The sequence below is a fragment of the Roseomonas aeriglobus genome, from assembly GCA_016937575.1.
Taxonomy (GTDB): Bacteria; Pseudomonadota; Alphaproteobacteria; order Sphingomonadales; family Sphingomonadaceae; genus Sphingomonas; species Sphingomonas aerigloba.
This window is the reverse complement of record JAFHKN010000002.1, coordinates 526,909-539,005: the sequence shown is the minus strand read 5'-3', so window position 1 is coordinate 539,005 and position 12,097 is coordinate 526,909. Positions and strand designations below refer to the sequence as shown.

Sequence of the window (12,097 nt, the reverse complement as noted above, 5' to 3'; positions counted from 1 at the left end):
GGGGAAGACGCTTGAGCAACGACAACAAGAATTTCGTGCTGTTCGCGGTCCTGGCGGCGCTGATCCTGTTCGGCTGGCCAGTCATCACGCGCACCTTCTTTCCCGCGGCCAACCCGCCGGTCACCAAGATCGAAGGCGGTAAGACAAAGCCGCTGCCGAACCCGAGCGCCGACCCGACTGCCGATTCGCCGACCGCGATCCGCGACCGCAACGTCGTGCTCGCAGAAACCCCGCGCGTGCGCATCGAAACGCCGACGCTGAAGGGGTCGATCAACCTGAAGGGCGCGCGGATCGACGACCTGATCCTGACCAAATACGACGAGACGATCGCGAAGAACTCGCCGCCGATCCGCCTGCTGTCGCCGGCCGGCACGACCGATGCCTATTTCGCCGGCTTCGGCTGGCGCGGCGCAGAGGGCTTCGCGCCCCCGGCGGCGGACGCGGTGTGGCAGGCCTCGGGCCAGCTGCTCGCGCCGAACCGCCCGGTCACGCTGACCGCCGCCAACGCTACGGGTCAGCGCTTCGCGATCGAGCTGTCGGTCGACCAGAATTACATGTTCACCGTCCGCCAGACGGTCGCCAACGCCGGCGGCGCGCCGATCTCCGTCGCGCCCTACAGCTACGTCACGCGCGTCGGCGTGTCGAAGGATCCGGACAGCTGGACGATCCATACGGGTCCGATGTCGGCGCACAACGGCGCGGCCGATTACAGCGTCAACTTCAAGGACATCGACAAGGCGCCGGCGACCTTTACGTCGAAGGGCGGTTGGTTCGGCTTCGTCGACAAATATTGGCTGACTGCGGCGATCCCCGACCAAGGGGCGGACGTCACCGCGCAGTTCCGCGCCGGCGCCAACCAGACCTATCAGGCCGACTATACCGCCGCGCCGAAGACGGTCGCACCGGGCGCGGCGATGGTGACCACGGGTCGCTTCTTCGCCGGCGCCAAGGAAGTGAACCTGCTCGACCGCTACGAAGATACGCTGGGCATCCCGCACTTCGGTAAGGCGATCGACTGGGGCTGGTTCGAAGTCATCGAAAAGCCGATCTTCAAATATCTCGACTGGCTGTTCCGCATGGTCGGCAACTTTGGCCTGGCGATCATCCTGCTGACGCTGACCGTGCGCCTGATCATGTTCCCGGTCGCGCAGCGCCAGTTCGCGTCGATGGCCGGCATGCGCGCGCTGCAGCCGAAGCTTAAGGCGCTCCAGGAGCGCTACAAGGACGACAAGCCGCGCCTGCAGCAGGAAATGATGGGCCTGTACAAGCAGGAGGGCGTCAATCCCCTGGCCGGCTGCCTGCCGACGCTCATTCAGATCCCGATCTTCTACGCACTCTACAAGGTGCTGATGCTGACGATCGAAATGCGCCACCAGCCGTTCGTGCTGTGGATCAAGGATCTGTCGGCGCCCGATCCGCTGACCCCGGTCAACCTGTTCGGCCTGCTGAACTTCACGCCCCCGCACTTCATTGCGATCGGCGTCATCCCGATCCTGCTCGGCGTCTCGATGTGGGCGCAGTTCCGCCTGAACCCGCAGCCGATGGACGACGTCCAGAAGCAGGTCTTCAGCCTGATGCCGTGGGTGCTGATGTTCGTCATGGCGCCGTTCGCGGTCGGCCTGCAGGTCTACTGGATCACGTCGAACCTGCTGACGATCGCGCAGCAGCAGTGGCTTTATTCGCGCCACCCGGGCCTGAAGACGGCCGCCGCGAAGTGACCGACGTCCCCACTCCGGCGGCCGAAGGGTTCGATCCCGAACTGGTCGAGGTGGCGCGCAAGACCTTCGCCGGGCCGATCGCGTTCCTGAAGTCTGCCCCGGCGCTGCAGCATCTGCCGCCGATGGACGCGCCGGAAGTCGCGTTCGCCGGCCGGTCGAACGTCGGCAAATCGTCGCTGATCAACGCGCTGACCAACCGCAATGCGCTGGCCCGCACGTCGAACACGCCCGGGCGGACGCAGGAGCTCAATTTCTTCGACGTCGGCGAACCGCTGAAGTTCCGGCTGGTCGACATGCCCGGCTATGGCTTTGCCGAGGCGCCCAAGGACCTCGTCAAGAAGTGGCGGTTTCTGGTGAACGACTATCTGCGCGGGCGCACGGTGCTGAAACGTGCGCTGGTGCTGATCGACAGCCGCCACGGCATCAAGCCGGTCGACCGCGAGATCATGGACATGCTCGACGCCGCCGCCGTCAGCTACCGCGTGGTGCTGACCAAGGCCGACAAGATCAAGGCGACCGCGCTGACCGACGTGACTGCCAAGACCGCCGATGAAGTGCGCAAACGCCCTGCCGCCCACCCCGACATCATCCAGACGTCGAGCGAAAAGGGTATGGGCATCGCCGACCTGCGCGCCGCGGTGATCGAGGCGATCGGCTGACATGGACCGCCGGCCGCCTGCCCGTCCGCGGATGTCGTCCCGGCGGGTGGCGCGCCACGCGAGCGCGGTCATCGCGATCCTGGTTGCGCTCGCTGCGGTCTGGGCGCTCAAGCCCGTCCTGCTGTTGCTGTTTTCCGCGACGCTGGTCGCGATCATTCTGGACGGCGTCGCGCGCAAGCTGACGAACGTCTTGCACCTGCCCCACGGTCTGGCGCTGGCGATCGGCGCATTGCTGATCGTCGCGCTGATCGGCGGAATCAGTCTGTTGTTCGGGCGCGAGCTGGTCAATCAGCTCAATCAGCTGATCGGCCTGATCCCCGGCGGCTGGCACGACCTGAGCGAGCGTGTCGGCGAGCAGAGGCTGAACGGCATCGCCGAAAAACTGGCGCCCAGCGGCAGCAGCATCTTCTCGATCCTCCAGGGCATCGTCACCTTCGTCGCGAACCTGCTGTCGGCGCTGCTGCTCGCGCTGCTCGGCGGCATCTTCCTCGCGACCCAACCGCGGACGTACCGCAAGGGCATACGCCTCGTCCTGCCGCAGCGGTGGGAAGACCGCGCCGACGACGTGCTGGGCGAAATCGGCGGGACGCTGCGTGCCTGGCTGCGCGGGCAGCTGGTCTCGATGGTCTTCGTCGGGGTCGGCATCTTCGCCGGACTGGTGATCGTCGGTGCCCCCTCCCCCCTCGCGCTCGCCGTCATCGCCGCCCTGCTCGGCTTCGTGCCCGTCATCGGCCCGCTGATGGCGGCGGCACCTGGCGTGCTGGTCGGGCTGACGATGGGCGGCGATGCGATCTGGCAGGTGATCCTGGTCTATTTCATCGTCCAACAGATCGACGGCAATCTCGTGAACCCGATGGTCATGCGCCACACGGTCAAGATCCCGCCGGCTGTCACGATGTTCTCGCTGTTCGCGATCGGCGCGATCCTGGGGTCGACCGGGCTGCTGCTCGGCGGGCCGATCACGGTGCTGGTCGTGGTTCTGGTGCGGGAGTTGTGGATCAAAGGGGCGTTGGGGAAGACGCTCGATTCGTCTCACTAGCCGTCATCCCCGCGAAGGCAGGGATAAATTCTGGCTGGCCTTCGTGAGACTCACCGCGTTCAGCGACTAGCGATCCCCGCCTTCGCGGGGATGAGGAGGGAGGGGGCGTGGGTGTTCCCCCTCCCTTACATCTTACTGAGCGGCCGCCACCGGAGCCGCCGCCTTCTTCGGCTTCACGTACCGATCGAGCCAATCGGTCATCTGCCACAGCGTCTCGTTGGTCGACTCCAGCGCGCGATACCCATGCGGCTCGTTCGGCAACGAGACGTAACGGACGGTCGCGCCATTCCCCTTCAATGCCGCGTACATGCGATCCGACTGGATCGGGAACGTCCCCGAATTGTCGTCCGCCGCGCCGTGGATCAGCAGGATCGGCTCCTTGATCTTGTTGGCGTAGGTGAAGGGGCTCATCTCGGTATAGGTCGGCGTCGCCTGCCAATAGGTGCGCTGCTCCGCCTGGAAGCCGAACGGGGTCAGCGTGCGGTTATACGCGCCCGACCGAGCGATGCCCGCGCGGAACAGGTCGGTGTGGGCGAGCAGATTGGCGGTCATGAACGCGCCGTAGCTATGGCCGCCAACCGCCATCCGGTCACGGTCGCCGACGCCCATCTTCACCACGGCCTCGACCGCGGCTTCAGCATCTTCACGCAGCTGCTTGATGTAAGTGTCGTTGGCCTCCGCGCCGTTCGCGCCGATGATCGGCATCGCGGGATCGTCGAGGATCGCATAGCCCTGGGTCAGCAGGAACAGATGGCTGATCCCGCGCGGTCGCGTGAAGCGATTGCCCTGGTCGACCGTCTGCCCGGCGACCGCGGCGTCGGTGAACTCGGACGGATAGGCCCACAGCAATGTCGGCAGCGGCCCGTCGCGCTTCGCATCATAGCCGGCCGGCGTGTAGAGCGTGCCCGACAGCGGCACACCGTCCGCACGCGTATAGGTGATCGTCTGCTGCTTCACGCCGGCCAGCGACGGCGCGGGATCGGCGAAGTTGGTGACCTGCTTGGCCGCCCCGCCCTTCACCGTGCGGATGACATAGTTGGGCGCCAGCACCGCGCTTTCCCGTCGCGTCAGGATGCGCTTGCCCGCGTCGTCGAGTAGCGTGACGACACCTTCGTAATAGGGCGGCTTCGCGGTCCACAGCCGGGTCTGGGCGCTGCCGTCGACCGGCATCGTCGCCAGGAACGGGAAGGCGCCGGGCTTGGTCGCGCCTTCGCCACTGACGAAGACGGCCTTGGCGTCCGGCGTGAAGCGCATCACCGATTTGCCCGCGGCATTGCGCTTCAGCATCGGCAACCCGGGGTCACCATACTGATCCTGATAGTTGCGGGTCAGCAGCAGCCGGGCGGTGCCGGGCTGGCCGGGCGTCACGCCCAAGCGATGCTCGGTGCGCGTCTTCCATTCGCGATCGGTGATCATCGCGAAATCGTCGTTACCCCAGTAGATCTCGCCGTAGCGCGCGGCCGTGCGGGCGAGTTCGACGGGTTCCGCACTGAAAGGGGCGGCCTGCATCATCACCTTGTCGTGGTGCGGCACCTTTGCCTTCGGATCGCCGCCGTCGAGCGCCTCGGCCCAGACGAGCGTCGAGGGCGCGTCGGCGCGCCATTCGGGCTCGCGCGGCCCCTTCACCACCGCGTCGAAGTCGACCGGCAGGTCGTCGGCAAGCGGACGGTCGACCAAGGTCTTCACCGGCTGGCCGTCGATCGTCGTCACCGCGATCTCGACCGGGAAGAAGCCCGAGGGGAGCAGATAGGAATAGGGCCGCTTCAGCCGCTGGGTCAGCAGGTAACGGCCGTCCGGCGACACGCTGAAGCTGCGGATCATGCCCGGCTGGCCGATCGGCGTCGCCGCGCCGGTCGCGGCATCGATGCGGACGAGCTGACCGGCGAAATAATAGTCGAACAGCTTTTCGTCGTCGGCGTTGGTCAGCACGTCCTGATAGGTACGCGTGGCGGCACGCCGGCCCAGGCTCTCCTGGATTACCGGGCCGGTCGGGGTGGTCGACACGGTCGGCGCGGGGCCGCGGTTTGCGACGACCTGGCGCACGATCAGGGCGCTGCTGTCCGGCATCCATTCGACCGCGCCACCGAACGTCGCGTTGACGCCGCGCGCGACCGGCTTGGCCGTGCCTGCACGATCGACGATCCAGAGCGCAAGGCCGTCATCCTCCCCGACGACGATCGCCATCTTCGACCCGTCGGGCGACCAGCCCGCACTGGTGAAGCGCGTGCCGGCGGGAAGCGCGACCTTCACTTCGCGGCCCGTATCGACATCCTTGAACGACAGCGCGTTCAGCCACTGATTGCGGACCTCCGCCGGGCCGTTGGTCCGCGGATCGATGCGGTAGCCGGCCAGCCGCAGGATCGGCCGCGACAGATTGGCGATGGTCGGCAGATTCTCGCGACCGAGGATCGCCATGGTGCGGCGGTCGGGGCTGAGCGACACCGCCGGGGTCGGCGCTGCGTCCAGGATCTTGGCGATCGCATCGGGCGCCCGGTGATAGCCCGTATCGGTCTGCGCGATGGCGCTGGTCGACATCAGGAGCGTGAGAGGCAGTAGGGCGAGACGCATGAAATTCCCCCGGTTATCCGCGACATGAATGGCGCGACTGTACCGGGCGCCACCGCCGAGGAAACCCCGCTGCTGCGAGCGGCGGCCTTGGCACCCACGAACCGCATCCGGCTGGACAGCGCGGGAGGTCGCCCCTACCCCAGCGGGCATGCTCAAGCTCATCATCGGCAACAAGGCCTACTCGTCCTGGTCGCTGCGCGGCTGGCTCGCGTGCAAGCAGTCGGGGCTGCCGTTCGAGGAAATGGTCGTGCCTCTGTACGACCAGCAATGGGAACAGCGCCGCCAGGGCGACGAATTCGCGCCGTCGTCGGGCAAGGTGCCGATCCTGTGGGATGGCGACTGCGTGGTGTGGGACAGCCTGGCCATCATCGAATATCTCAACGAGGCGAGCGGCGGTGACAAATTCTGGCCGGCCGACCCGGCGGCGCGCGCGATGGCGCGGTCTATGGCCGCGGAGATGCACTCGGGGTTCGCCGCGCTGCGCCGCAAGCACAGCATGAACATCCGCCAGGTCTATGAGCCCAAGCACCCCGACGACGACGTGCTCGCCGACCTGCAACGTATCATGGAGCTGTGGGCACAGGCCCGGGCGCGCTACGGCGGCGACGGCCAGTTTCTGTTCGGCGACTTCGGCGCGGCCGACATCATGTTCGCGCCCGTCGTGACCCGTATCATCACCTATTCGCTACCCGTCGCACGCTTCGCGCCCGCCTATATGAACGCGGTGCTCCAGCACCCCTTCATGCAGGACTGGATTGCGGCCGCGCAGGAAGAGGATTGGGTGATCGAGAAGTTCGAGCAGGCGGCCGAATGACGCCATTCCTCCGTTCGAGCTGAGAATGCCGACGACCGTGCTCCGCCCCTGTGCGTCGACAGGCTCGGCACGAACGGTGGACTAACCATTCGGCGTGGGCCATGCGGGCGCGATGTCCGATGTCCTGACCCTCGCAAAGGCACTGATCGACTGCGAAAGCGTCACCCCCGCGCGCGGCGCGGTGTTCGACGTGCTCGAGGCGGCGCTGGTCCCTCTGGGCTTCGACGTCGACCGCTTCACCGTCGGCGAGGCGCCGGACGGGCCGGTCGAGAACCTGCTCGCCGTCCGCGCCGGTGATGGCCCGCACATCGCCTTCGCCGGCCATGTCGACGTGGTGCCCCCCGGCCCCGGCTGGACCGACGATCCCTTCGTCGGCGCGGTTCGCGGCGACCTGCTTTACGGTCGCGGCGCCGTCGACATGAAAGGCGCGGTCGCAGCCTTCGTCGCGGCCTGCACCGATCTGCCGAAACGCGGTACCGTCAGCCTGATCATCACCGGCGACGAGGAAGGCCCCGCCGTCCACGGTACCCGCGCGCTGATCGACCGGATGGCCGCGCGCGACCTACGCCCCGACCTGTGCCTGGTCGGCGAGCCCACCTCCGCCCACCGCCTCGGCGACACGATCAAGATCGGGCGGCGCGGGTCGGTCAACATCTGGATCGAGGTGCCCGGCCGCCAGGGCCATGTCGCCTATCCCCATCTGGCCGACAATCCCTGCCCGCGGCTGGTGGCCGCGCTGGCGGCGATCGATGCGGTGGTACTCGACGAGGGTACCGACTGGTTCCAGCCGTCGAATATCGAGATCACCGATATCACTGTCGGCAATCCCGCGACCAACGTCATTCCTGCGGCGGCGCAGGCGCGGATCAGCATCCGGTTCAACGACCTGCACACAGGCCAAAGCCTGGCGGACCGCATTGCCGGACTTGTCGCCGAACACGCCCCCGGGGCGACGTGCCGGGCGATCGTGTCTGGCGAGGCGTTCCTGACCGAGCCGGGCGCGCTCTCGACCCTCGTCGCCGACGCGATCCGCCACGAGCTGGGTGTGACGGCAGATCTGTCGACCACCGGGGGAACGAGCGACGCGCGCTTCCTGTCGCGGCTGTGCCCGACGGTCGAATTCGGCCTGCTCAATGCGACGATGCACAAGCTGGACGAGGCGGTTGCGGTCGACGACCTTCGCGCGCTGGAGCGCGTGTATCGCCGGTTCCTGGGGGCGGCGCTAGCCTAAGCCCATTCACGTCATCCCCCCGTAGGCGGGGATCAATAGTCGCTGAAGTTTTTGAGACTCACATCGGTCAGCCAGAATTGATTCCCGCCTTCGCGGGAATGACAGTGGTAGGAGGCGGGCCGTAGGTTACGCCCGTAGCCGCAACCGCTCGCCTTCGCCCTGCGACCACGCCAGAAACGCGCGCTCTGGCATCGGCTCGGCGACCGCATAGCCCTGGATCACGTCACAGCCGATGATGCGCAGCACTTCGGCCTGATCGGCGCGCTCGACACCCTCCGCGACCGCTTCCAGCCCCAGCCCGTGGATCAGCCCGACGAGCGACTGGACGACCGCCAATGCCTCCTGGCTTTCAGTCACCGTCGCGATGACGCTGCGGTCGAGCTTGATGCGGTCGATCGGCAAGGTGCGCAGGCGGCCGAGGTTGGAATAGCCGGTCCCGAAATCGTCGATCGCGATCGTTGCCCCGTCCGCCCGAAGCGCCGCGATCGCCTCGATCACTTCTTCCGAACAATGCATTGCCATGGTCTCGGTGATTTCGAGTTCCAGCAGCGACGCGGGCGCGCCGGCGGACAGCATCGCATCGCGCAGCCGACGGAAGAATTGGGCGTGATCGAGTTCGCGCTGGCTGACGTTGACTGCCAGTCGGTGATCGACCCCGATCGCCCCCCAACGCCGGATGGTCGCGGCGACCGACGCGATCACCCATTCGCCGATCTCGACGATCAGTCCGCTTTCCTCCGCACGGTGCAGGAAGGCGCCGGGCAGTCGTTCCTCACCCGATGGGTGGCGCCAGCGCAGCAGGGCCTCCGCCGCGACGACACGGCGGTCGCTGAGCCCGATTTGCGGCTGGAAGACGAGGCCGAACTGCTCCTGGTCCAGCGCGTCGCGCAGATCGGCTTCGAGCTGCGCTCGTTCGGCCAGCTCCAGCGCCAGTCGATCGGAAAATTGCTCGGCCCGCCCGCGCCCCGTGCCCTTGGCGTGGTACATGGCGGTGTCGGCAGCGCGCATCAGGTCGGTCAGCGTCTCGCCATGTTCGGGCCGCAGCGCGATGCCGATCGAGGCCCCGATAACGACGTCCTGATTGGCGAGATCGAACGACTCGCTGAGTGCGAACAGCACCCCGCGCGCGATGCGATCGGCATCACCCGGCCGCGCCAGCCTAGGGAAGAAGATCGTGAATTCGTCGCCTGCCAACCGGCCGATGAGCGGTCGCAGCGCGTCGCCTTCGGGAGTGAACCGCTCGACCACCGCACGCAGGCGGTTGGCGACCATGGCGAGCAGATGGTCGCCGATCGCATGGCCCAACGTGTCGTTGACCCGCTTGAACCGGTCGAGATCGATGAAGAACATCGCCGCATGCGCATCGACCGGCAGCTCGGTCAGCTGACGTTCGACCGTCCGGCGGAAATGGATGCGATTGGGCAGACCAGTAACCGGATCGAACAGCGCGAGCTGCTGGACGCCGTCGATCTGGACGTGAAGCTGGCGGAACAGGTCGGTCATCGCTTCGGCCAGTGGCGGCGCGTGGATCACGACTGCACCCGGCACCGGGCTTTCCAGATCGCCCTTGGCGGCAGCGACCAGGCGGGTAATCGCGGCGTCGAGCGCGCCGGCGCTCGTCCGCAGGCTGCGATAGACGCTGGCCCAGCACAGCAGCGCGCAGATGGCTGCCGCGATCGCGGCATGCTGGAGGCCGACCAGCTCGAACAGGCCGTGACCCGTCGCGATCAGCGTCAGCACGAACGCCATCGCTCCGGCACAGATCGCGAAAAACACCGCGCGGTTCAGGAGCGACGAACTGGCCATCGTAGATGTGCACGATCCCCCGGCGAGGGGGCACCAGCCACCTCCGAATGCTCCATCTATCAACGAGGAAGGTTAAGAAACTTTACCGCGACCGCCGAAGAATGATGTAGATTGCACCATTCCCGCCGTGCCGCGGGTGCGCGCCGCGCACCGCCGCGATCCGGTCGCCGTGGCGCGACGCGGCCAGCCAGTCGCCGACCGCCGCGCGGATCGCCCCGCGGGCGTGGGGTCGCTCGGACTCGCGCGGCGGTGGCTTTCCGGTCACCAGCAGAACGACCCGCTCGCCGGCGGCGATGGCACGGTCCAGCGTCTGGTCCAGCAGGGTATAGGCGCCCTGCAGGCCCAGTCCGTGGAGGTCGACCGAGCGGTCCGGCGACACCAGTCCGCGCGACAGCCGACGGTCCCACGACGCGTCGAGGGTTGCGGCATCGATCGGCTTCGGCGCTGCCTTGCGGACTGCGGCGACAGGCGACGCGGCAGGGGCGCGGACCTTTTGCGGGTGCGTCATCGCCGGGGGTGCGGCCGGAGACGTTACCGGCGGACTCAGCATTAACGGCGCGCGCCCGGGAAGCGGCCGGACGCTGGCCATGACCTTGCGCCAGAGGGCAGCTTCTTCAGGGCGCAATGGCATGGTGTTGACCCGGCGTAATTGCCCTCGACCGTTCGTCGGCGACGAGCGACGCGCAGCGCAAGCTGGCGGCCTGTGCCGGCGGTGCGCCGGCCTTCGGCGGACGGTTCGGGCCATCCGCCTTGGCGCGGGCCGGTTCTGGCCGCTGGTGTGGGGCTTCCGCAAAACGGTGCTTGGCGCGGTGTTCCGGCCGTCCCTCGCCAGTCACGGGGGCGGCGCCCCGCTCCGTCCTAGCTCCTGTCCAAAAGCCGAAATCGGCTCCGTCACGGTGGGTCACAACCATGCCATCACACCTAGGGGAGAGGCGCCGGTTCGACACGCGGCATGCCCCCTTGCAGGCGCGCAAGCGTGCCGGTCGGCAGCAGCAGGAAGGCAGTGCCCCGCGCGGCCATGCCCCCCGCGGTGGCCCGCGCCGCATCGCCCGCGCCCCAGAAGGTATCGACGCGGTTCGCACCCTTGATCGCGCCGCCGGTGTCCTGCGCGATCCACAGGCCATTGGCGTCGGCGCGGTCCATCGACAGGAAGACCGGGGCACCCAGCGGAATGAACTTGGGGTCCGCCGCCACGCTCGCGCCACCGACGACCGGCACGCCCATCGCACCGAGCGGTCCCGGCCCGGTCAGTTCGCGGAAGAACACGAAGCTCTTGTTCTCGCGCATCAGGTCGACGCCGGCCTGGCCGTTATTGCGGATCCAGCCCATCAGCCCCTGCATCGACGCCTGCCCCGGCGTCAGCAACCCGCGCTGCCGCATCAGTGCGCCGATGCCGGTATATTCGCGCCCGTTCTGGCTGTCGTAGCCGATCCGCATCACCCCGCCGTCGGGCAGTCGCAACCGGCCCGATCCCTGGATCTGCAGGAAGAAGAATTCGACCGGATCGGCGGCATAGGCAAGTTCCAACCCGCGGCCGGCAAGCGCCCCTTCCTCGATCTGGGTGCGGTCGTAATACGGCACGAACTTCTGGCCATCGACCCGACCGCGAATGCGCTTGCCCTTCAGGTCGTCGGCGAACTGGCCCAGATCGACTTCGACAAGGTCCTTTGGCTTGGCATAGATCGGCGTTTGATACGGCCCGCCACGGGTACGCGACCCCGCGATCTCCGGTTCATAATATCCGGTGGCGAACGCCTTGCCGTCGGCGATCTGCACGGCTTCGAACCAGCGCGCGAAGAAGGCGAGCGCGTCGCGATCCGACGCCTGGCGCGCGGCGTCGCACGCTGGCTGCCAGTCGGCGCCACGGGTCAGCCCCGACACGTCGGTGCGCCGGATCAGTGCATTGCAGGAGGTCCGGAAGGCGGACAGCGCCGCCGCGGCATCGTCGGCCGGCACCGGCAGCGATGCGACCGGCGGCCCCGCGACCAGGCCGGCGGCAGCGGCGGTGGTGACACCGGCGGGCACCGGCTGTCCGGGCATCGGTGCCATCGGCGTGGACGGCGTCGGCTGGCGCACCGGCACGGTCGATTCGCGCGGTGCGGGGTAGCTCGCCTGCGGTCGCGGCGCGGCCGGGCGGGCACCGATCGGCTGGGGCGCGGCCGGCACGATCGCGTTCGAACAGGCGGACAACAGGCCTGCCGCAAATCCTGCGACGATCAGACGCTTCATGTAACCCCCTGAAATGCGACACGGCCGGACCAC

Annotated in this window: 9 protein-coding genes; 5 read left to right on the top strand and 4 right to left on the bottom strand. The window is 67.7% G+C overall.

Annotation, left to right across the window (positions count from 1 at the left end):
- Positions 1-11: 11 nt before the first annotated feature.
- The 3 genes from yidC to JW805_03015 are packed head-to-tail and all read left to right on the top strand — an operon-like array spanning position 12 to position 3,416.
- Entirely contained in the window at positions 12-1,718 is a 1,707-nt protein-coding gene (yidC, locus tag JW805_03025; protein MBN2970992.1) for a membrane protein insertase YidC, read from the top strand.
- A complete protein-coding gene (locus JW805_03020; protein ID MBN2970991.1) occupies positions 1,715-2,377 on the top strand; it encodes a YihA family ribosome biogenesis GTP-binding protein in 663 nt (220 codons plus the stop codon). The genes yidC and JW805_03020 overlap by 4 nt, the downstream gene beginning before the upstream one ends.
- Position 2,378: 1 nt before the next feature.
- The gene (locus tag JW805_03015; GenBank protein MBN2970990.1) at positions 2,379-3,416 is read left to right on the top strand and encodes an AI-2E family transporter; all 1,038 of its coding nucleotides are present in this window, start codon (positions 2,379-2,381) and stop codon (positions 3,414-3,416) included.
- A gap of 132 nt (positions 3,417-3,548) precedes the next feature.
- Here the strand turns inward: JW805_03015 and JW805_03010 are convergent, their stop codons facing one another.
- On the bottom strand, positions 3,549-5,984 hold the full coding sequence (locus JW805_03010) for a S9 family peptidase (protein MBN2970989.1): 2,436 nt from the start codon (positions 5,982-5,984) through the stop codon (positions 3,549-3,551).
- 148 nt (positions 5,985-6,132) lie between these two features.
- Here JW805_03010 and JW805_03005 point away from each other — a divergent pair, with 148 nt between their 5' ends.
- Positions 6,133-6,798, top strand: a complete 666-nt coding sequence (locus JW805_03005; GenBank protein MBN2970988.1) for a glutathione S-transferase family protein — start codon at positions 6,133-6,135, stop codon at positions 6,796-6,798.
- Between the two features lie 112 nt (positions 6,799-6,910).
- Positions 6,911-8,029, top strand: a complete 1,119-nt coding sequence (dapE, locus tag JW805_03000; GenBank protein MBN2970987.1) for a succinyl-diaminopimelate desuccinylase — start codon at positions 6,911-6,913, stop codon at positions 8,027-8,029.
- 126 nt (positions 8,030-8,155) lie between these two features.
- Here the strand turns inward: dapE and JW805_02995 are convergent, their stop codons facing one another.
- The 3 genes from JW805_02995 to JW805_02985 all read right to left on the bottom strand — a co-directional run bounded on the left by JW805_02995 (position 8,156) and on the right by JW805_02985 (position 12,064).
- Positions 8,156-9,835, bottom strand: coding sequence for an EAL domain-containing protein (locus JW805_02995; protein ID MBN2970986.1), 1,680 nt, complete (start codon positions 9,833-9,835; stop codon positions 8,156-8,158).
- 82 nt (positions 9,836-9,917) lie between these two features.
- Positions 9,918-10,343: a Smr/MutS family protein gene (locus JW805_02990; GenBank protein ID MBN2970985.1), complete on the bottom strand. Its 426-nt coding sequence runs from the start codon at positions 10,341-10,343 to the stop codon at positions 9,918-9,920.
- Positions 10,344-10,756: 413 nt separating this feature from the next.
- Entirely contained in the window at positions 10,757-12,064 is a 1,308-nt protein-coding gene (locus JW805_02985; GenBank protein ID MBN2970984.1) for a murein transglycosylase A, read from the bottom strand.
- Positions 12,065-12,097 lie beyond the last annotated feature (33 nt).

Coding starts and splice junctions, on each gene's coding strand:
- JW805_03015 (MBN2970990.1), top strand. CDS start 2,379: ATGGACCGCCGGCCGCCTGCCCGTCCGCGGATGTCGTCCCGGCGGGTG.
- JW805_03010 (MBN2970989.1), bottom strand. CDS start 5,984: ATGCGTCTCGCCCTACTGCCTCTCACGCTCCTGATGTCGACCAGCGCC.
- JW805_03005 (MBN2970988.1), top strand. CDS start 6,133: ATGCTCAAGCTCATCATCGGCAACAAGGCCTACTCGTCCTGGTCGCTG.
- dapE (MBN2970987.1), top strand. CDS start 6,911: ATGTCCGATGTCCTGACCCTCGCAAAGGCACTGATCGACTGCGAAAGC.
- JW805_02995 (MBN2970986.1), bottom strand. CDS start 9,835: ATGGCCAGTTCGTCGCTCCTGAACCGCGCGGTGTTTTTCGCGATCTGT.
- JW805_02990 (MBN2970985.1), bottom strand. CDS start 10,343: ATGACGCACCCGCAAAAGGTCCGCGCCCCTGCCGCGTCGCCTGTCGCC.
- JW805_02985 (MBN2970984.1), bottom strand. CDS start 12,064: ATGAAGCGTCTGATCGTCGCAGGATTTGCGGCAGGCCTGTTGTCCGCC.